Source organism: Paramagnetospirillum kuznetsovii, assembly GCF_003284725.1.
Taxonomy (GTDB): domain Bacteria; phylum Pseudomonadota; class Alphaproteobacteria; order Rhodospirillales; family Magnetospirillaceae; genus Phaeospirillum; species Phaeospirillum kuznetsovii.
Map to the genome: position 1 here is coordinate 205456 of NZ_PGTO01000005.1, position 20312 is coordinate 225767.

The 20312-nt window shown below is 62.8% G+C and carries 24 protein-coding genes; 20 read left to right on the plus strand and 4 right to left on the minus strand.

The annotated features are described in order from the left end of the window. The first annotated feature begins 113 nt into the window (after positions 1–113). Positions 114–668 (plus strand): antibiotic biosynthesis monooxygenase, encoded by a 555-nt coding sequence (locus CU669_RS09505; protein ID WP_112144043.1) that lies wholly within the window; start codon positions 114–116, stop codon positions 666–668. On the opposite strand, the gene CU669_RS09510 is transcribed toward CU669_RS09505, so the two are convergent. Beyond that, positions 656–952 carry a DUF3572 domain-containing protein gene (locus tag CU669_RS09510; protein WP_112144044.1) on the minus strand — a complete coding sequence of 99 codons (297 nt, stop codon included), beginning with the start codon at positions 950–952 and terminating at the stop codon, positions 656–658. The two genes, CU669_RS09505 and CU669_RS09510, sit on opposite strands and share 13 nt — an antisense overlap. Beyond that, positions 949–1140: a hypothetical protein gene (locus tag CU669_RS09515; RefSeq protein ID WP_146747713.1), complete on the minus strand. Its 192-nt coding sequence runs from the start codon at positions 1138–1140 to the stop codon at positions 949–951. Before CU669_RS09515 ends, CU669_RS09510 begins: the two co-directional genes overlap by 4 nt. Positions 1141–1391: 251 nt before the next feature. Here CU669_RS09515 and nifA point away from each other — a divergent pair, with 251 nt between their 5' ends. From nifA to CU669_RS09550, 7 genes are all read left to right on the plus strand, one after another. Then, positions 1392–3068, plus strand: coding sequence for a nif-specific transcriptional activator NifA (gene nifA / locus CU669_RS09520; protein WP_239988640.1), 1677 nt, complete (start codon positions 1392–1394; stop codon positions 3066–3068). A 129-nt stretch (positions 3069–3197) separates the two neighbouring features. After that, positions 3198–4685: a nitrogenase cofactor biosynthesis protein NifB gene (gene nifB / locus CU669_RS09525; RefSeq protein WP_192884603.1), complete on the plus strand. Its 1488-nt coding sequence runs from the start codon at positions 3198–3200 to the stop codon at positions 4683–4685. Between the two features lie 23 nt (positions 4686–4708). Further along, on the plus strand, positions 4709–4897 hold the full coding sequence (locus CU669_RS09530) for a 4Fe-4S binding protein (RefSeq protein ID WP_112144047.1): 189 nt from the start codon (positions 4709–4711) through the stop codon (positions 4895–4897). 32 nt (positions 4898–4929) lie between these two features. Continuing rightward, positions 4930–5190 carry a nitrogen fixation protein NifZ gene (locus CU669_RS09535; protein ID WP_112144049.1) on the plus strand — a complete coding sequence of 87 codons (261 nt, stop codon included), beginning with the start codon at positions 4930–4932 and terminating at the stop codon, positions 5188–5190. Next, positions 5187–5402: a putative nitrogen fixation protein NifT gene (gene nifT / locus CU669_RS09540; RefSeq protein WP_112144051.1), complete on the plus strand. Its 216-nt coding sequence runs from the start codon at positions 5187–5189 to the stop codon at positions 5400–5402. Before CU669_RS09535 ends, nifT begins: the two co-directional genes overlap by 4 nt. A gap of 23 nt (positions 5403–5425) precedes the next feature. Further along, positions 5426–6274: an SIR2 family NAD-dependent protein deacylase gene (locus CU669_RS09545; RefSeq protein WP_112144119.1), complete on the plus strand. Its 849-nt coding sequence runs from the start codon at positions 5426–5428 to the stop codon at positions 6272–6274. Between the two features lie 28 nt (positions 6275–6302). Then, positions 6303–6686 (plus strand): 2Fe-2S iron-sulfur cluster-binding protein, encoded by a 384-nt coding sequence (locus CU669_RS09550; RefSeq protein WP_112144052.1) that lies wholly within the window; start codon positions 6303–6305, stop codon positions 6684–6686. Between the two features lie 223 nt (positions 6687–6909). Here the strand turns inward: CU669_RS09550 and draG are convergent, their stop codons facing one another. Next, a complete protein-coding gene (gene draG, locus CU669_RS09555) occupies positions 6910–7794 on the minus strand; it encodes an ADP-ribosyl-[dinitrogen reductase] hydrolase (protein WP_112144054.1) in 885 nt (294 codons plus the stop codon). Between the two features lie 12 nt (positions 7795–7806). Next, positions 7807–8643: an NAD(+)--dinitrogen-reductase ADP-D-ribosyltransferase gene (locus CU669_RS09560; RefSeq protein ID WP_112144056.1), complete on the minus strand. Its 837-nt coding sequence runs from the start codon at positions 8641–8643 to the stop codon at positions 7807–7809. 312 nt (positions 8644–8955) lie between these two features. On the opposite strand from CU669_RS09560, the gene nifH reads away from it, so the two are divergent. From nifH to CU669_RS09620, 12 genes are all read left to right on the plus strand, one after another. Further along, positions 8956–9852, plus strand: coding sequence for a nitrogenase iron protein (gene nifH / locus CU669_RS09565; protein ID WP_112144058.1), 897 nt, complete (start codon positions 8956–8958; stop codon positions 9850–9852). A 71-nt stretch (positions 9853–9923) separates the two neighbouring features. After that, on the plus strand, positions 9924–11381 hold the full coding sequence (gene nifD, locus CU669_RS09570; RefSeq protein ID WP_112144060.1) for a nitrogenase molybdenum-iron protein alpha chain: 1458 nt from the start codon (positions 9924–9926) through the stop codon (positions 11379–11381). Between the two features lie 98 nt (positions 11382–11479). Next, positions 11480–13015: a nitrogenase molybdenum-iron protein subunit beta gene (gene nifK, locus CU669_RS09575; RefSeq protein WP_112144062.1), complete on the plus strand. Its 1536-nt coding sequence runs from the start codon at positions 11480–11482 to the stop codon at positions 13013–13015. A gap of 199 nt (positions 13016–13214) precedes the next feature. After that, on the plus strand, positions 13215–14597 hold the full coding sequence (gene nifE / locus CU669_RS09580; RefSeq protein WP_112144064.1) for a nitrogenase iron-molybdenum cofactor biosynthesis protein NifE: 1383 nt from the start codon (positions 13215–13217) through the stop codon (positions 14595–14597). Between the two features lie 4 nt (positions 14598–14601). Then, the gene (gene nifN, locus CU669_RS09585) at positions 14602–15954 is read left to right on the plus strand and encodes a nitrogenase iron-molybdenum cofactor biosynthesis protein NifN (protein WP_112144066.1); all 1353 of its coding nucleotides are present in this window, start codon (positions 14602–14604) and stop codon (positions 15952–15954) included. A 49-nt stretch (positions 15955–16003) separates the two neighbouring features. Then, positions 16004–16420, plus strand: coding sequence for a nitrogen fixation protein NifX (nifX, locus tag CU669_RS09590; RefSeq protein ID WP_112144068.1), 417 nt, complete (start codon positions 16004–16006; stop codon positions 16418–16420). Positions 16421–16549: 129 nt separating this feature from the next. After that, complete coding sequence (locus CU669_RS09595) at positions 16550–16984, plus strand: NifX-associated nitrogen fixation protein (RefSeq protein ID WP_112144070.1); 435 nt, start codon at positions 16550–16552, stop codon at positions 16982–16984. A gap of 32 nt (positions 16985–17016) precedes the next feature. Further along, positions 17017–17313: a ferredoxin III, nif-specific gene (gene fdxB / locus CU669_RS09600; protein WP_112144071.1), complete on the plus strand. Its 297-nt coding sequence runs from the start codon at positions 17017–17019 to the stop codon at positions 17311–17313. Between the two features lie 80 nt (positions 17314–17393). Next, positions 17394–18014 carry a nitrogen fixation protein NifQ gene (locus tag CU669_RS09605; RefSeq protein ID WP_112144073.1) on the plus strand — a complete coding sequence of 207 codons (621 nt, stop codon included), beginning with the start codon at positions 17394–17396 and terminating at the stop codon, positions 18012–18014. 101 nt (positions 18015–18115) lie between these two features. Continuing rightward, positions 18116–18445: a HesB/IscA family protein gene (locus CU669_RS09610; protein ID WP_112144074.1), complete on the plus strand. Its 330-nt coding sequence runs from the start codon at positions 18116–18118 to the stop codon at positions 18443–18445. A gap of 10 nt (positions 18446–18455) precedes the next feature. Further along, positions 18456–19613 (plus strand): homocitrate synthase, encoded by a 1158-nt coding sequence (nifV, locus tag CU669_RS09615; RefSeq protein ID WP_407671567.1) that lies wholly within the window; start codon positions 18456–18458, stop codon positions 19611–19613. A gap of 10 nt (positions 19614–19623) precedes the next feature. Next, positions 19624–19914: a nitrogenase-stabilizing/protective protein NifW gene (locus tag CU669_RS09620; protein ID WP_112144078.1), complete on the plus strand. Its 291-nt coding sequence runs from the start codon at positions 19624–19626 to the stop codon at positions 19912–19914. Positions 19915–20312: the final 398 nt, after the last annotated feature.

Consider the following 20312-nt stretch of genomic DNA (forward strand, 5'->3'; position numbering starts at 1 on the left):
CATGTAGCCTCCCAAGCGCAGGCGGCATTGTGACGGCAGCGGGAGAAAGGTTTCAACCCCGTTCCACAATGACTAGCTTATCCCAGGTATGATTGCTTCCCAGGACGAATGACATGGCCCATGACGAAGAAGGACCGGTGACGGTCAGCATCGCGCGACGGATCAAGCCGGGATGTGAAAGGGATTACGAAGCCTGGGTAAGCGGCATCACCACCGAGGCGTCGTCCTGGCCCGGCTATCAGGGCGTCAACGTGCTGCGGCCGGCGCCGTCCACCGATTTCGCCTATGTGACCATCTACCGTTTCGAATCCTGGCGCCATTGCCACGCCTTCGAGGTCTCCGACGCCCGGCGGCACTGGCTGGACCGCATCGGCGACATCGTCGAGGGCGAAGCCTCGGTCAAGAAGGTGACCGGCCTGGAATTCTGGTTCGATCTGCCCGAGGTTCCGGTGGAAGCCAAACCGTCGCCCCACAAGATGGCCTTGGTCATCACCGTTGTCGCCTATGGGGTCGTCCTGGGGCTGAACCTGACCTTCGGGGGCTTGGTGGCGGGATTGCCATTGTGGCTGAAGGCGCTGATCTTCGTTTCGGCCCAGGTGTTGATCATGACCTATCTGGTCATGCCGCGGGTGACGCGCCTGTTGCGTCCCTGGCTCTATGGCGCATGAAAATCCGGCATGGCGCCCGGCAGCAAGGCCCTGGCCCTCGAGACCTCGGTGGCTCCGACCTCCGCCCAGGCGGCGAAATCCACCAGCGCGGCTTCGTCGCCCAGCAAGGCGTCGAGGACGAAGCCCAGCAGGGCAGGGTCGCCCGCCCGCTGACGCAAGGTCGATGCGTCGCAGCCGGTGGTGGTCAGGAAGCGTTCGGCCCGTTCGGAGTCCGACAGCAGCCAAGCCAAGCCTCGCAGGGCGATGATCTCGGCCTGCTCCGTTTGGGGAATGCGCGCCATCATGCAACCCTCCGCATGGGGCGGCTGGCCATGAATTCCACCCGGGTCAGCATCAGCAATGCCCGATCCTGCGCCGGCCAATCGCCGCGCGCCGCCAAATCACGGGCCTGGCTGGTCAAAATCTCGGCGGCCAGAGGGCCGAAACGGTCAAGCATTCTTCGCGCGGCGGTTTCCATGGCGTCGTCCATCATTCGCACCTCCATCTTGTAGACCATTAAAATCCAAAAAGAACAAAACAGCAACATATAATTTTCGTGCGGCCCTCTCCCCATGGCGATCGCTGTTCACGCACCCAGCCATGCGGCGGTCGTCGCGGACCCAGTTTTTTTTGAGGATATGCAGGAGTGGACGCCAGAGCCTGCTTGGACTAAGAATGATCTCAATAATCAAGAGTCGGTCGGGGACACGTCGCGCGGGGGGTGAAGGTATTGGGCGTGAGATGATGAAGATGAGTGTCAATCGGGCTGACGAGAGTGCGCTTCCGCTGATCGGCGTCTATGAGATCAGCAAGATTCTTGGCGCGACGCTGGATCTGAAGAAGGCGTTGCACGACGTTCTCAACGTCCTGTCCGCCTATCTCAACATGCGTCATGGCGCCGTGGTGCTCAATGACGACACCGGCAAGCCCACCCTTGCCGCGGTGACCGGCATGTCGTTGCAGGCCGCCCGTGACGGCGGGCTCAAATATCCCTTCACCGCCGCCGCCAAGGTGATCTCCACCGGCGTGCCCATGGTCGCCGCCAACGCCATCGACGAGCCGCTGCTGGCCGATTACGTGACCGGCAATGCCGCCCTGGAAGGCGAGGACGTTTCTTTTTTCTGCGTTCCCATCAAGACCACGGAAAAGGCGTTCGGCGCCCTGTCGGTGGAACGGGTCTGGGACGGCAGCCCCCAATACACCTTCGAGCATGATCTGCGCTTCCTGACCATGGTCGCCACCCTGGTGGGGCAGACCGTCAGCCTGCACCGCAAGGTCGCCGCCGACCGCCAGACGCTGATGACCGATACCAGCCGGTTGAAGAAGCAGATGGAGGACGCCGCTCCCGCTCTGCCCATCAAGGGGTTGGAGGATGTGGTCGGCACCTCGGAGGCCATGACCCGCGTGTTCGGCCAGGTTCAGCAGGCCGCGTCAACCAAGGCCACCATCTTGCTGCGCGGCGAAAGCGGCACCGGCAAGGAGCTTGTCGCCCGTGCCGTTCACATCCTGTCGCCCCGTGCGCAAAAGCCCTTCATCAAGGTCAATTGCGCCGCCCTGTCGGAAAGCGTGCTGGAATCCGAACTGTTCGGCCACGAGAAGGGCTCGTTCACCGGCGCCGTCGCCGACCGCAAGGGCCGGTTCGAGCTGGCCCATACCGGCACCCTGTTCCTGGACGAGATCGGCGAGATTTCGTCCAACTTCCAGGCCAAGCTGCTGCGGGTTCTGCAAGAAGGCGAGTTCGAACGGGTGGGCGGCACCAAGACTGTCAAGGTGGATGTGCGCCTTGTCGCCGCCACCAACCGCGATCTCGAAGCCGCCGTCAGCGACGGCAGCTTCCGCTCCGACCTGTATTTCCGCCTCAACGTGGTGCCCATCTTCCTGCCGCCGCTGCGCGAGCGCCAAGGCGACATCCCGCTGCTGGCCATGTATTTCCTCAAGCAGTTCAACACCGAGAACAGCCGCGCGCTCTCCTTCTCGGACAAGGCGCTGCAGGTGCTGCAGTGCTGCTATTTCCCCGGCAATGTCCGCGAATTGGAAAACTGCGTCTATCGCACCGCCACCATGACCCGTGGCCAGGTGATCGAGGAAATGGACCTGTCGTGTCGTCAGGACACCTGTCTGTCCTCGTCGCTGTGGAGCAAGCCGGGCCAAGCCCATGCCACCAACCAGCGCTCGGCTCCGGTGCCGGTTCCCACCGGCCCGCTGGTGCCGCCCGCACCGCCCGTCGCCGCCGCGCCACCGGTGGCGGATCCCGTGGCGCCCCTCGCCGAAGGGGATGACGCCTCGGAACGCGACCGTCTGATCCAGGCCATGGAGAAATGCGGTTGGGTTCAGGCCAAGGCCGCCCGGCTGATGGGGCTGACCCCCCGTCAGATCGGCTATGCCCTGAAGAAGCACAACATCGAAGTCCGCCAGTTGTAGGGTCTGCGACGCTCTGTCGCATGTGCGACAGAGCCAAAACCCAGCAATTCCGCCACTTTCTTGCGGTGCAGCAACTGGCATCGCGCTTGCAAAGCCAGTCTCGTGATCCCTTTCACGAGGAGGCTGCCGGTGTCCAGCAACGTCGTACCCCTGACCAGCATTTTGCGGTCCCGCCCGGTTTCCGAAGCGCCCAAGGCCCCGGCCGGTGGCGGCTGTTCCTCAAGCTCCTGCGGTTCGTCCGACGGCCAGGGCGACATGCCCGCCCATATCTGGGACAAGGTGAAGGACCATCCCTGCTATAGCGAGGAAGCCCATCACTACTTCGCCCGCATGCATGTCGCCGTGGCTCCGGCCTGCAACATCCAGTGCAACTACTGCAACCGCAAATACGACTGCGCCAACGAGTCGCGGCCCGGCGTCACCAGCGAGAAGCTGACGCCCGAGCAGGCGGCGCGCAAGGTGGCGGCGGTGGCGGCCAAGGTGCCGCAGCTCTCGGTGCTCGGCATCGCCGGTCCCGGCGATTCCATGTTCGACTGGCGCCACACCTCGGCGACCTTCCGCGAGGTCTCCAAGCTGATGCCCGACCTCAAATACTGCGTCTCCACCAATGGCCTGGCCCTGCCGGACCATGTGGACGAGCTGGCCGAGCACAATATCGACCACGTCACCATCACCATCAACATGATCGACCCGGAAATCGGCGCGCTGATCTATCCCTGGATCTACTTCAAGGGTAAGCGCTACACCGGTATCGAGGGCGCCCGCATCCTGCACGAACGGCAGATGGAGGGCCTGGAGCGTCTGACCGAGAAGGGCATCCTGACCAAGATCAACTCGGTGATGATCCCCGGCATCAATGACCAGCACCTGATCGAGGTCAACAAGGCCATCAAGGCGCGTGGCGCCTTCCTCCACAACGTCATGCCGCTGATCTCGGACGCCGCCCACGGCACCGCCTTCGGCCTGTCCGGCCAGCGCGGCCCCAAGCCCGCCGAGTTGAAGGATCTGCAGGACAAGCTGGCGGGCGGCGCCAATCTGATGCGCCACTGTCGCCAGTGCCGCGCCGATGCCGTCGGCATGCTGGGCGAGGATCTGTCCCAGGACTTCACCCTGGACAAGATCCCCGAGGCGCCCTCCTACGATCCCGAGCCGCGCCGTCTCTACCGCGAAGTGGTCGAGCGCGAGCGGGCCGACCGCAACAAGGCGGTCGCCTCGGCCGAGGCCGAACTGGCCGAGACGGTGGAAGAGGCTCCCGCCAAGCTGGTGGCCATCTGCACCAAGGGCGGCGGCCGCATCAACCAGCATTTCGGCCACGCCAAGGAATTCCAGGTGTTCGAGGTGGACGCCAAGGGCGTTCGCTTCTCCGGCCACCGCAAGGCCGACAATTACTGCGTCGGCGGCTATGGCGACGATGACAAGTTGGACGTGGTCCTTGCCGCCCTGGAAGGCATCGAGACCGTCTTCGTCGCCAAGATCGGCCGTTGCCCTAAGGACGACCTGAAGAAAGCCGGCATCGAAGCCGTCGATCAATACCCCTTCGAATACATCGAGACCGCGATCGCGGCCTGGTATGCCGACCGGTTCGGCAACCGCGCCGAGACCTCGGTCATCGCCTGATTTAACGAGCAAAGGAGAACATCATGGCCCTCAAGATCATTGCTGACGAATGCACCTCCTGCGGCGCTTGCGAATTCGAGTGCCCCAACGCCGCCATTTCCTTGAAGAACGATGTCTATGTCATCAAGGCCTCGGGCTGCACCGAGTGCGACGGCGACGCCCCCAAGTGCCAGGCGGTCTGCCCGGTCGAGGGCTGCATCGTTCAGGGCTAGGTTCCAATCCGGCACCCGGGGGAGGTCAACCAATGACCGAGGAAGTCTTTGAACTTTGGGATCCGGCCGCCTTCGAACGCGGCGACGAGGTGATCTCGCTGAAAGACGTCCGCAACGACGGTACCTACCCCGGTGCCAAGATGGGGGAAATCCTGATCCGCAAGGGCGAGGCGGGCTATGTCCACAATGTGGGCACCTACCTCAACCGCTTCTACATCTACGCCGTCGAGTTCATCGACAGCGGTCGCCTTGTGGGCATGCGCGCCCACGAACTGGAGGGGAAGGCGTCATGAAGGTCATGGTTCGCAAGAAAGGCGAGGTTTACGAAATCTATGTCCCCAAGAAGGACCTGGAGGAGAACGTCGTCGAGATGGAAAAGGAAGGTCTGTGGGGCGGTTGGGCCAAGATCGCCAACGGCTGGACCTTCGCCATGCCCGAGATGCCGCCGGACACCAGGCTGCCCATTACCGTCGAGGCCCGCAAGATCGGCGGCGGCGACGAGTGAGCCCCGATCAGGAGAACGCCCCCATGCTGGATTCCCCCAAGGCACTGCTCAACGGTATCGGCGCCGAAGTCGCCGCTGGTAATCTGATCCCGTTCCTGGGACCGGACACGCTGCTGTTGGACGGTGCCTCTCCGGTTCCCACCGGGGCGCGGGAACTGGCGCTGCTGCTGGCCAGCAAGGTCGGCGTCCCCGGTCGCATCAAGAACAATCTGTGGCATGCCGCCCAGTATATCGAGACCCACAAGCACCGCGTCACCATCGACCGCATGATGGCCGACACCTTCAAGACGGTTCCGGCCCCCAATGCCCTGCATGTCTGGCTGGCCGGCCTGCCCAAGCTGCCCATGATCGTCGATACCTGGTATGACGGCGCCATGCGGGCCGCCCTGGTCGCCGCCGGTCGCACCGATTGGGGTATTGTCCAGGGCGCCTCCAAGGCGCGGCGCATCGACGGCGGCGTCTGGAACCGCGCCGTCACCCCCGACGGCACCATCGTCGCCGACGAGCAGGCGGTCGGGTGGGGGACCGTTCTGTACAAGCCCCACGGGGCGGCGCAGCCCACCGGCGACGTTTTGGTCTCCGACTCCGACTATGTGGAGGTCTTGACCGACATCGACATCCAGACCCCCATTCCCGAGGCGGTCAAATCCCGTCGGGCCGGGCGCGGCTTCATCTTCTTAGGGTGTCGCTTCTACGACCAGATCCTGCGCACCTTCGCCCGCCAGATCTGCAAGCGTTCCGGCGGGCCGCGCTATGCGGTGGTCCCCGAGGACATGACCCGCAACGAGATCAAGTTCCTGGAACTCGAAGGCATCAAGCCCTTGATCATGCCGCTGTCCGAGGCCGTCGCCGGCCTGACCGCCGCACCCTGAGCCACTCAACCCTTGGAGAGGAAGAATAATGGCAAACGTAACATTCAGCGCTCCCACCCTTGAAAAGGACATCACCGTCTATGCGGTGGCGGGCGACAACAAGACCCTGCTGGGCGTCGCCAAGCAGCACAACATCGCTCTTCCCTGTCAGTGCCAGGACGGCCAGTGCGGCTCGTGCCTGATCAAGGTGACCATCCTCGAGGACAAGCGTCCGGCGGGCATTCACCTGACCGAGAAGGAAAAGCTGACCCTTTCGGTGAACGGCAAGCTGACCAAGGAACAGCTGGCCAATGCCGAGACCAACGACATGCCGCCGCCCTACCGGCTGGCCTGTCAGTACATCGTCCGCAACGAGGATATCCTGGTGGAATTCTCGGGAGAGCCGGGCGTCGAGATCGATCTGCGGCGGTAGGTGGCGGAAGCTCGCAGATCGACGAAGGGGCGTCCCGCAAGGGGCGCCCCTTCAATTTTGTCCGCTTCGTAAACTCTCAGACCATCCTTTTTCTCGTCACCCCCGCGCAGGCGGGGGGCCATGGTGCGGCGAGGTCATGCCGAGACCACAATACAGGGTGCTGTGGATGCATGGATTCCCGCTTTCGCGGGAATGACGAAAGGGAATGGGCTTTTTCCGCAGCCTAGCGGTGCCCGCACAGCTTCAGCAGGGCCGGAACCATGACCATGATTTCCGAGACAATCTTCTTGTCCAGCTTGTTCAGCCACGCGTCGGGAATCTCCTGAACGCCATAGGTGGCACCAGCCAGCATGCCGACGATGGCGCCGGTGGTGTCGGCGTCGCCGCCCTGGTTGACCACCTCGATCATGCAACTGCGGAAGGTGTCGGTGACGAAATAGAAGTGCAGCACCGTCTGCATGGTATCGACGATATAGGCGGTGGACTGGAAGCGGACGGCCTCGAAGCGGAAGCTCTTGTGCTTCTCCACCAGTTTGCGGGCTTCCTCGCGCGCCGCCTTCATGCCATTGCCCAGCACCAGTTGCTGCGCCATATGGCCCAGCGCCACCGAGGCGTCATCGGATAATGGATGGTGGTGGGTGATGTGGCATTGCCCGATGGTCCATTCCTCCATCAGGTCGGGTTTGCCCAGGGTGGCCAGGGCCACCGGCAGATTGCGCATGGCGGCGCCGTTGCCGCCGTCGCCCTCGCAATAGGGGCCTTCGGTGGTACCGTTGGTGATGTAGCGGCGGATGCCGCGCCGACAGGTGTTGCCCACGTCCACCGGGCCGGTCTTCAGCCAGGCGGCGAACTCGTCGCAGACATCCTTGGCGTCGAACAGTTGACGGTTGACCAGCGAGCGGCCCAGGGCCAGGGCCATCTCGGTGTCGTCGGTCACCTGGCCGGGCGCCAGATGCAGCCAGCCGCCGCCGATCATCTTGCGATGAACGCCGTATTTGTCGTGGATCTCGCCCTTCGTCAGGAATTCGACGGTGGCGCCCAGCGCGTCGCCCACGGCAAAGCCGAGAAAGGCGCCCAGGGCGCGATCGAGCACGGTCGGAGCAGTCATGTCGGTTCTCTTTCAAAAATAGCTGGCGGCGACTCGATAGTCGCCGCCGACAACCAGATATTCGCCCTCGCCCTTGAGCGGATGGATGGGCAGCAGGGTATTGAAGAACACGATCTTCACCAGCGGCACCGAGACAGTAAGGATGGTGTCGCCAAAACAGTCGGCCACGGTCCGGTCGCTGGAAAAAGAGGCAAGATTGTTGAGGCGCATCACCACATTGCGCTTGTCGACGCGGTCCACCACCTGATGCTCGTCGAACGAGTTGATGCCCCGGTACAGCGTCACATGCCGCTGTCCCTTGGCCACATGGCGCTCCAACGCCCACTGGCAGAACTCGTAGAGCATGTCCAGTTGGCAGTAGATGGAGTTGTTGTGGAAGCGCGACGACATCTTCTCTTCCACATAGGCCATCCAGCCAGCGGTGGAAAAGCGAGTGATCATCTCCTTGTGGAAGGTGGGGAACAGGCCGAATCGGCTTTCCACCCAGCCTTTCAGAACGGCGCCCTCGGGGCTGTTGGAGTCATAGCCCCAACCCTTGAGCAGGCGCAGGAAGCTGGAACGATAGCGCCGCACCGGTGTCTTGCCGCCGGACTTGGCCACTTCGTCGGCATCTTGTTGTTCGGGATCGATGCCGAACATGGCCATCATGTATTTATAAAAGGCATCGCCCGCATCGGCGAGGCCGTCCGATTGCTCCAGCATCTCGAACATGGTCGGGTTCATCTCGCGCACGCCGGAAATGTGCAGTTCGCGAGGGTCGTCGTTGAACAATGCACTGCCCAATAGATTGGTGGACAGGCCCATAAGATTGGTGCTGTGCCCAAGACGCTGGATCTGCTTTTCGGTCATGCTGTCTGGAGGCCCCCTCGAGTTCGCTCGACGCCATGCAAGACTCATACCTGAGATATGGGCGGTATAGGACCGTAGAATCTCCGCCGCTGTTGGGCTTGGAACACTCTGTCGTAGGTTTGTCGGGTTCCAGACAGACGCACAAAATGCAGGCACATCTGCCTGAGACATGCTTAACGCATTGAAAATAAACAATAAAAAAATCATGCTGCGCTGCACGGGAAGTTGGCACGCCGGTTGCGATACCCATGTCGTGGCGGAGGCCTTGCCCTCGCCGACGATTTCGGTAGGCAGATAGAAAGGAACCTTCACATGTCTCTTCGTCAGATCGCTTTCTATGGTAAGGGCGGCATCGGTAAGTCCACCACTTCCCAGAACACCCTGGCCGCCCTCGTCGAGATGGGCCAGAAGATCCTCATCGTCGGCTGCGATCCCAAGGCCGACTCCACCCGCCTGATCCTGGGCTGCAAGCTGCAGGACACCGTTCTGCATCTGGCCGCCAAGGCCGGTTCGGTGGAAGACCTCGAGCTCGAGGACGTGATGAAGATCGGCTACAAGGGCATCAAGTGCACCGAGTCCGGTGGTCCCGAGCCGGGCGTCGGCTGCGCCGGTCGTGGCGTCATCACCGCCATCAACTTCCTGGAAGAGAACGGTGCCTATGACGACGTGGACTACGTGTCCTACGACGTGCTGGGCGACGTGGTCTGCGGCGGCTTCGCCATGCCGATCCGCGAGAACAAGGCCCAGGAAATCTACATCGTCATGTCCGGCGAGATGATGGCGCTGTTCGCCGCCAACAACATCTCCAAGGGCATTCTGAAGTATGCCGGTTCCGGCGGCGTGCGCCTCGGCGGCCTGGTCTGCAACGAGCGTCAGACCGACCGCGAAGTCGAGCTGGCCGAAGCCCTGGCCAAGCGCCTGAACACCCAGCTCATCCACTTCGTGCCGCGCGCCAACATCGTGCAGCACGCCGAGCTGCGTCGTCAGACCGTCATCGAATACGCTCCCGACTCGGCCCAGGCCGAGGAATATCGTCAGCTGGCTCAGAAGATCCATGCCAATGCGGGCAAGGGCACCATCCCGACCCCGATCACCATGGAAGAGCTGGAAGACATGCTGATCGAGTTCGGCATCATGAAGACCGACGAGCAGGCCCTGGCCGAGCTCGCCGCCAAGGAAGCCTCGCTCTGCAGCAGCGGCGCCGCCTAAGGCGAATACGGTAACCGGTGGGCCCTCCTAAAGGGTGGAGGGCCCATTCACCAAAGCTGAAGGAGAGGGCCATGAGCCTCGATTACACCAACGACACAGCCGCCGCCGAGGCGCTGATCAAGGAAGTCCTTGATGCGTACCCGGAAAAGTCCGGCAAGCGTCGCGCCAAGCATCTCTCGGTCGCCAAGGCCACCGAAGAGGAAGGCGTTACCGGCTGTGGTGTGAAGTCCAACATCAAGTCGATCCCTGGCGTCATGACCATCCGTGGTTGCGCCTACGCCGGTTCCAAGGGCGTGGTTTGGGGTCCGGTCAAGGACATGGTCCATATCAGCCACGGCCCCGTCGGCTGCGGCCATTACAGCTGGTCCCAGCGCCGCAACTACTTCAACGGCACCGTGGGCATCGACAGCTTCGTCACCATGCAGGTGACCTCGGATTTCCAGGAACGCGACATCGTGTTCGGTGGCGACAAGAACCTGGACGCCATGATCGACGAGTTGGACGTCATGTTCCCGCTCAACAAGGGCATCTCCATCCAGTCCGAATGCCCCATCGGCCTGATCGGTGACGACATCGAAGCCGTCGCCAAGAAGAAGCACAAGGAAACCGGCAAGACCATCGTTCCGGTGCGTTGCGAAGGCTTCCGCGGCGTGTCCCAGTCCCTGGGCCACCACATCGCCAACGACGCCATCCGGGATTGGGTGTTCGAAAAGGGCGTGCCCGAGTTCGAGACCGGCCCCTACGACGTCAACCTGATCGCCGACTACAACATCGGCGGCGACGCCTGGCCGTCGCGCAAATTGCTGGAAGAGATGGGCCTGCGGGTCATCGGCATGTGGTCCGGCGACGCCACCCTGGCGGAAATGGCGCGTGCCCCCAAGGCCAAGCTGAACCTCATCCACTGCTACCGGTCGATGAACTACATCTGCCGCCACATGGAAGAGAAGTACGGCATCAGCTGGGTTGAATACAACTTCTTCGGCCCGACCCAGATCGCCGCCAGCTTGCGCAAGATCGCCGCGCAGTTCGACGAGACCATCCAGGCCAATGCCGAGAAGGTCATCGCCAAGTACGAGGCCCTGGTCGCCGACGTGGTCGCCAAGTACAAGCCCCGGCTCGACGGCAAGACCGTCATGCTCTATGTCGGTGGCCTGCGCCCCCGTCACGTCACCAATGCCTACGAAGACCTGGGCATGAAGGTGATCGGCACCGGCTACGAATTCGGCCACAACGACGACTATCAGCGCACCGGCCACTACGTTAAGGAAGGCACGCTGATTTATGACGACGTGACCGGCTACGAGCTGGAGAAGTTCATCGAGAAGATCCGTCCCGACCTGGTCGGTTCGGGCATCAAGGAGAAGTACGCGACCCAGAAGATGGGCGTGCCCTTCCGCCAGATGCACTCGTGGGACTACTCCGGTCCTTATCACGGCTATGACGGCTTCGCCATCTTCGCCCGTGACATGGACATGGCCATCAACAGCCCGGTTTGGAACAAGTTCAAAGCCCCCTGGAAGGCGGCCTAAGACTTACCGTCAAACCTGTAACGTGTTGTTTCCGTTTAACTCCTCCCCGCGTATCGCCCAACAATCGGGGGCGCGGGGAGTTGAGAAGGAGAGAAGTCATGCCTCAGAGCGCAGAAAAGACCAAGGACCACGTCTCCCTGTTCAAGGAACCCGAATACACGGAGATGTTCGCGGAGAAGAAGGCCAATTTCGAGTGCCGCCCCTCCGATGAAGCCGTCCTCGCTCAGTCCGAGTACACCAAGACCTGGGAATATCGCGAAAAGAACTTCGCTCGCCAGAAGGCCGTCATCAATCCGGCCAAGGCCTGTCAGCCGCTGGGCGCCGTGTTCGCCGCCCAGGGTTTCGAAGAGACCATGCCCTATGTGCACGGATCGCAAGGCTGCGTCGCCTATTTCCGCTCGCATCTGGCCCGTCACTTCAAGGAAGCGGTGCCCTGCGTTTCTGACTCCATGACCGAAGACGCCGCCGTGTTCGGCGGTCTCAACAACCTCGTCGATGGCCTGCAGAACTGCCAGACCCTCTACAAGCCCAAGATGATCGCCGTGTCCACCACCTGCATGGCGGAAGTCATCGGCGACGATCTGTCGGCCTTCATCAACACCGCCAAGGAAAAGGAAGCGGTTCCGGCCGATTTCGCGGTTCCCTTCGCGCACACCCCGTCCTTCGTCGGCAGCCACACCACCGGCTACGACAACATGATCAAGGGCGTGCTGAACTACTTCTGGGATCGCGAGAAGGGCGAAGTGAAGCCCGGCGCCTCCAACGGCAAGATCAACATCATCCCCGGCTTCGACGGTTACGCGGTCGCCAACAACCGCGAACTGAAGCGCTACCTGGACGACATGGGTGTCGATTACACCTTCATCAGCGATGTCTCCGACATCTACGACACCCCCTCGGACGGCACCTACCGCATGTATGACGGCGGCACCAAGCTTGATGACGTCCGCGACGCCATCAACGCCAAGGCCACCATCGGCCTGCAGCAGTACTGCTCGGACAAGAGCCTGGAATACGTCGCTTCCAAGGGTCAGTCGACTGCTTCCTTCCACTATCCCATGGGTGTCGGCGCCACCGACGCCCTGCTGATGAAGATCTCCGAGATCTCCGGCAAGGCGATCACCCCGGCGATCGAGAAGGAGCGTGGCCGTCTGGTCGACGCCATGGCCGACAGCCAGGCCTATCTGCACGGCAAGAAGGTCGCGATCTTCGGTGATCCCGACTTCGTCTACTCCATGGCCGCCTTCCTGCTGGAAATGGGCTGCGAGCCCGCCCACTGCCTGTCGACCAATGCGGGCAAGGATTGGACCGCGAAGATGGAGGCTCTGTTCGCCACCTCGCCGTTCGGCGTCGGCTGCAAGGCCTATGCCGGCAAGGATCTGTGGCACATGCGCTCCTTGCTGTTCACCGAGCCCACCGATCTGCTGATCGGCAGCTCCTACGGCAAGTACCTGGAAAAGGACACCGGCATTCCGCTGATCCGTCTGACCTTCCCGGTGTTCGACCGTCACCACCACCACCGCTTCCCGACCATGGGCTATCAGGGCGCCCTGCGGGTTCTGGTGGAAATCCTGGACCGCATCTTCGAAGTGACCGATGCGGCCAGCGATATCTCCTACGATCTCGTGCGCTAACCCAACCTCCCAGGTGCACGATGATCAATCCCCGGAGCGGCGACGCTCCGGGGATTTTCTTTGCCCTTGGCGCGACAATGTCGTTGTCGCACATGCTACAAACCCGCCGTCTTTGGCAAAAAATCCCTTTATTTCCGCCATTTTAGGCTCTGGCATGGGGCTTGCGAGGAGAGGACCGAACCGCACCGGGAGGTCTCTCATGCTCAAGGCTAAGATCAAGGAGCTGATGAATGAGCCGGGCTGCGCCACCAATCAGGCGAAGTCCGACAAGGACCGCAAGAAGGGATGCGGCAAGACGCTGGTCCCTGGCGCCGCCGCTGGCGGATGCGCCTTTGATGGCGCCAAGATCGCCCTTCAGCCCATCACCGACGTGGTGCATCTGGTTCACGGTCCCATCGCCTGCGAGGGCAATTCCTGGGACACGCGGAATTCCTGGAGCAGCGGCTCCAATCTGTATCGCCGTGGCTTCACCACCGACATGGGCAATCTCGACATCGTCAATGGCGGCGAGAAGAAGCTCTACAAGGCCATCAAGCAGGCCATCGCCCGCTACAAACCGGCGGCGGTGTTCGTCTATCAGACCTGTGTCGCCTCGCTGATCGGCGACGACGTGGACGCCGTCTGCCGCGCCGCCACCGAGCGTCTGGGCACCCCGGTGGTTCCGGTCAACGCGCCCGGTTTCGCCGGGTCGAAGAATCTGGGCAACCGTCTGGGCGGCGAGGCGCTGTTCGAGCATGTCATCGGCACCGTCGAGCCCGACGATGTCGGCCCCTGCGACATCAACATCCTGGGCGAATACAACGTGGCGGGCGAGCTGGACCAGTTCCGTCCGCTGCTGGCCCGTCTCGGCATTCGCCTGCGCGCCTCCATCACCGGCGACGCCCGCTATCGGGAAGTGGCCGCTTGCCACACCGCCAAGGCCAATATGGTGCTGTGTTCCCAGGCGCTGATCACCCTGGCCCGCAAGATGAAGGAGAAGTGGGACATTCCCTATTACGAGGGATCGTTCTACGGCATTTCCGACACCTCCGAGGCGCTGCGCAACATCGCCCGCATGCTGGTGGAGAAGGGGGCCGATCCCTCGCTGATCGGCCGCACCGAGGATCTGATCGCCGAGGAAGAGGCCAAGGCCTGGGCCCGGCTGGAAGAGTACAAGCCCCGGCTGGCGGGCAAGAAGGTGCTGCTTTATACCGGCGGCGTCAAAAGCTGGTCGGTGATCCAGGCTCTTCAGGAAGTGGGCATGGAAGTGGTCGGCTCCTCGGTCCGCAAGGCCACCGAGGCCGACAAGAAAAAAGCGCTGGAACGCCTGGGCGGCGACGAGGACAAGCTGGCCGACGCCATCACGCCTCGGGACATGTACGCCATGTTCAAGGACGGCAAGGCCGACATGATGTTGTCGGGCGGGCGCTCGCAGTTCGTGGCGCTCAAGGCCCGCACGCCTTGGATCGACATCAATCAGGAACGCCACCACGGCTTCGCCGCCTATGACGGCATGGTCGCCATGGTGCGCGAGATCGATCTGTCCATCAACAACCCCATCTGGGCGCAGGTTCGCGCCCCGGCCCCCTGGGAAGTGGAATAAGACCATGGCCCTCATCGTCGATCACAACAAGGCTCTGTCCACCAGCCCCCTCAAGATCAGCGCGCCGCTGGGCGCCTCGCTGGCCTTCATGGGCATGAAGGGCTGCCTGCCCATGTTCCACGGCAGCCAGGGTTGCACCGCCTTCGCCCTGGTCATGATGGTCCGCCATTTCCGCGAGGCCATTCCGCTGCAGACCACCGCCATGAACGAGATCAGCACCATCCTGGGTGGCATGGATCAGGTGGAGCAGGGGCTGCTCAACATCGCCCGGCGCGCCAAGCCGGAAATCATCGGCCTGATCTCCACCGCGCTGACCGAGACCCGCGGCGAGGACATGGAAGGCGATGTCCGCCAGATCCGCGCCCGCAACAAGGAATTGCACGATATCGCCGTGGTCGATGTCAGCGCGCCCGACTTCGCCGGATCACTGGAAACCGGCTGGGGCAAGGCCATCGCCGCCATGATCCGCCAATTGGTGCCCGCGCCCGGCAATCAGGCCAAGCTCAACCGGGTCAATCTGCTGCCCGGCTGCCACCTGACTCCCGGCGACGTGGAGGCCTTGAAGGACATCATCGCCGATTTCGGATTGGAGGCGGTTGTTCTGCCCGATCTGTCGGACTCGTTGGATGGCCATGTTCCCGACGCCTATACGCCGACCACCCTGGGCGGCACCAGCGTGGCGCAGGTGCGCGAAATGGGCCGTTCGCGCCTGACCATCGCCATCGGCGAGCACATGCGCATTTCCGCCAAGACCTTGCAGGAAAAGACCGGCGTTCCCTATGTCCTGCTGGATCGGGTCACCGGGCTGGAAGCGGTCGACCGCCTGATGGTGTCGCTGTCCTCGGTGGCCGGAGTGCCGGTTCCCGCCCGCCAGCGCCGCGCCCGCTCGCAGCTGGTGGACGCCATGCTGGACGGTCATTTCTATTTCGGCGGCCGCTCGGTGGCCATCGCGGGCGAGCCCTCGCTGGTCTGGACCATGGGCAAGCTGGTGTCCGACATGGGCGCCACCATCGCCGCCGCTGTCACCACCCAGGCCCAGCCCGGCCTCGCCGAGTTGAAGACCGAACGGGTGATCGTCGGCGATTTCGAGGATCTGGAAGATCAGATCCTGGAAGCAGGCGGCTGCGACCTGATCATCGCCAATTCCAATGCGCGCCAGGTTTCGGCCGGTCACGGTATTCCGCTGTTTCGGGCCGGTTTCCCGGTGTTCGACCGCTTGGGCGCCGCTCATCTGGTCAGTGCAGGCTATCGCGGCACCCGCGACCTGATCACCCAGCTCGGCAATATCTTGATGGAACGGCCGGGCCACGCCCATTCGGAGCACGACCATGAACACAAGGCGGCTGCGGCTGGTTGATCCGGCCGAAACGGAAAGCGGCCGCCCGCCGCCATTAAAAGGAGGTCACATGAGAATCGCCGTCGCAACCCAGGACCGTCAGCGCGTCGATGCCCATTTCAACGGCGCCAAGACATTCATGTTCTACGACATCGGCCCCGATGGCCACACCTTCCTGGAAGCCGTCCAGTTCGACAATGTCAGCGACCAGAGCGGCAATCACGACGAGGTCGAGGATCGCCTGGGCGTAAAGATCGCCGCCCTGGAGGGAACGTCCCTGCTGTTCTGCCGCGCCATCGGCGGCCCGGCGGCGGCCCGCGTGGTGCGCGCCAAGGTGCACCCCATCAAGCTGCCGTCCGACGAGGCCATTTCCGACGTGATCGAGCGGGTCCGCACCATGCTGAAGGGCAATCCGCCGCCGTGGCTGCGCAAGGCCATGCAAGGCAATGCGGCCGGTGACGAGCGTTTCATCGACGACGAAGATTGATACCGACGAGCCAATGAAATCTTCATTGGCGAGGAGTTGCGGCCAAGGGCCGGCGCGCCACGTGGCGCGAAAGCCAAGGGATGCGGAGCATCCCGCCCGGCGCCTGAGGGACATTAAAGGAGAATACTTATGAGCGACGATCCCTTCATCAAATCCCTGCTGACGCTGATCCGCGCCCAGGATAGCAGCGGCGCCTGGGAGACCATGTCCGACGAGGAACTGCTCGCTCCCTTCATCGTCACCAAGGAACAGCGCCGCGAGATCCCCATCATGGGCGATCCCGATCCGGACATCCTGTGGCGGGTCGAGCTGTATTACAACGCCATCGCCTTCGCCATCGAGAAGGCCACCGGCTGCGCCGCCTCGCCCATCATGAAGATCCATCATGAAGGCTGGGGCCGCATGCTGCTGACCTGCGGCAAGTTGGTGGTGGTCAATTCCTATCTGCGCGACCTGCACCGCTTCGGCTTCGACGACGTGGCGTCCATGTCCACCAAGGCCACCAAGATCATCGCCGAGGCCGCCGCCGTCATCGCCAAATTCCCCGAAGTGGCGGCCGCCTGAAATTACTGCACCCGAAGGAGAGGGAGAGTTCCATGTCGTTTCGCCAATTCATCACCCGTGATGGGTCCACTTGGATTCCCAAGTACCTGACCGCCATCAGCGACGAGCTGTGCATCGGCTGCGGCCGTTGCTTCAAGGTCTGCACCCAGTCGGTCATGAAGCTGATGGGCATCAACGAGGATGACGAGTTGTGCGATCCCTTCGATGACAGCGAAGAGATCGTGCGCAAGGTCATGACCCTGGACAAGGCTGGCAGTTGTATCGGCTGCGGCTCTTGCCAAGCAGTGTGCGGCACCAACGCCCAATCCCACGAGCCGGTTCCGGCTTAACGCGAACGGGGGGCGGGCCTCCCGCCCGCTCTTCACCCAGCGGGCGGGAGGCCCGCTCTCCAATGGTGGGGGTAAACGCCATGGCAATGGATGTCTATACCCGACTGATGGCCGGTGCAGGCAGCGGCAATTCCTTTGACCGCCATCTGTTCGCTTGCGCCATCGCGGTCGCCATGGCGGATCGTTCCGGCAGGCCGCTGACCAGCGGTTTGGGGCTTTCCGCCTTCAATCTCGCCGCCCTGGTCGGACGGTATTTTCCCCTGGCGCCCGGCCTGTTGTCCGGGTTGTCCGGAGAAGAAGAGGACGAGCCCCTGGCCGCCGAGGAACCGGACCTTCGCGCCCTGCTGGTGGAGCACCGTTCCCGCGGCTTGGTGGAAGAGGAATGGCTGGCCCATGTGATCGCGCGGCGCTCGTTGGGCGCCAACCATCTGTGGCAAGATCTCGGCCTGACTGGTCGCGCCGATCTATCCGGACTGATGCGCCGTCACTTCTCCCGCCTGGCCGAGGCCAATAGCGGTGACATGAAGTGGAAGAAATTCTTCTATCGCGAACTGTGCCAGCGCGAAGGCATCGTCATCTGCAAATCGCCCAATTGCGAAGTCTGCGCCGATGTCGCCGTCTGCTTCGGCGCCGAGGACGGCGTGTCGCTGCTGGCCCATCGTCCGGTGTCGCAGATCCGACATTGTTCGGTTTCCCCATAAGCGACAATCTAAAAAAACGTTACAAAACAACGCGATAAAGTCTGGCATCCTCCTTGCTTAGTCATTGGTGTGGAATTCGGTTCACCAAGGAGGACGCTGATATGATGACCCTCACCGACAAGGCCGTTGACGTCATCCGTGACGTTTGCAAGGGCGAGTTCGAAGGCCTGCGCATCATGGTGCAGAAGGGCTGTTCCGGCTTCTCCTACAATATGGGCCTGGAAGCCGCCGCCGCCGAGGACGATCAGGTTCTCGAATTCAACGACATCAAGGTTTTCGTCGATCCCGGCTCGGCCCTTTGGCTGGTGGGCGCCACCATGGATTACGTGGACAACTCCTCCATGGGTTCGGGCTTCGTGTTCGACAATCCCAACACGCCGCCCCCCGAATCCAAGGGTGGTTGCTCCTGCTCCGTGAAGAGCTGCGGCTGAGGACATGACCATGGCCGCCACCCCGGAACAGGCCGCCAAAATCGTCATCAACGACACCACGCTGCGCGACGGCGAGCAGACCGCCGGGGTTGCCTTCAGCCTCGACGAGAAGCTGGCCATCGCCACCGCGTTGTCGGCGGCAGGAGTGCCCGAGATCGAAGTGGGCATTCCCGCCATGGGGGAGGAGGAGCAGGCCGGTATTCGCGCCGTCGCCGCGCTGGGTCTGCGTTCGCGGCTGATCGCCTGGTGCCGCATGCGCGACGACGATCTTGATGCGGCCGTCGCCTGCAAGCTGGGCTCGGTCAATCTGTCCATTCCGGTTTCCGACCTGCAACTGGCCGCCAAGCTGGGGCGCGACCGCGCCTGGGCGCTGGGACATCTCGATCTGATGATTCGCAAGGCGCGCGACATGGGGTTCGACGTCCTGATCGGCGGCGAGGATTCCTCGCGGGCCGATCCCGATTTCCTGTGTCGGGTGTTGGAGGTCTGCGAAAGGGCAGGGGCAAGGCGTTTCCGCTTCGCCGACACCATGGGCATCATGGACCCGTTCGAGACCCATGACCGCTTCAAGCTCTTGCGCGCCGCCACCTCCATCGAGCTGGAAATTCACGCCCACGACGATCTGGGGCTGGCCACCGCCAATTCCCTGGCGGCGGTCAAGGGCGGCGCCACCCATGTGAGCACCACCGTCAACGGGCTGGGCGAGCGCGCCGGAAATGCTCCGTTGGAAGAAGTCGTGGTGGCGCTGGATCATCTCTACGGCCTCGGCACCGGCGTCGATAAGCTGGCCTTGGGCGCGGTGTCCAAGCTGGTGGCCGATGCCTCGGGGCGGCCGGTGCCGGTGGATAAAAGCATCGTCGGGGCCAATATCTTCACCCACGAATCCGGCATTCATGTCAGCGGTCTGCTGCGCGACCGCCGCACCTACGAGGCGCTGAACCCGGCCGAGCTGGGCCGCGACCATCGGGTGGTGCTGGGCAAGCATTCCGGCCTGACCTCGGTTCTGCATGCCTGCCGTGAAATGGGGCTGTCGGTGTCCAATCCGCAGGCCCGCGTCATGTTGGCCCAGGTCAGAACCCACGCCGCCGCCACCAAGACCATTCCCACCGCCGATGATCTGCGCCGTTTCCATACGGAAGCGGCGGAACGGTCCATCGGCCTCGTTTAGGAGAATCGCCATGATTCAGGAAAAGCTCGCCGGACTCTCTTCGGCGGAACAGTTTTTCGAGACGCTGGGCGTGCCTTTCGAGCAGCAGGTGGTCAATGTCAGTCGCCTGCACATCCTCAAGCGGTTCCGCGAATTGATGCGCGACCTCGCTCCCGAAGCGGGGGAGGCCGAATGCGCCGCCGCCTTGGCCGCCGCCTATGCCGAATTCGCCGAAGGGCGCGGCGCCAAGACCTTCAAGGTCTTCAAGGATGCCATGCCCGCCTTCGTGCCGCTGACGGATCTGCGCGCCACCAGCCATTAGCCCGGGCGTTCGGGGGCGAGACGCGTTAGTTTAGGCGGAAGCGCCCCCTATCTTCGTCATGCGCGGGCTTGTCCCGCGTATCCACGCGGCGCCGCCACGACGCCTCATGACGCTATGAATTCAGGCTGATCGGCGTGGATGCCCGTGACACGCGCACGGCTGCCCGGTTTAAATTCGGCGACACGATCCGTTGGCTGCCGAGGGAATTGACCACCAAGACACCAAGAGCACCAAGAGGGCGACACGGTTTTTTGCCTTCCGTCATGCCCGTGCTTGTCACGGGCAACCACGCCCATCCGTCTGGACTATCCTTGCATAAGGCTTTCAAGCGGAACCGCGTGGGTGGCCGGGACACGCCCGGCCATGACGAGCGAGTGAGGCTTGGCCATTTGCTCCGC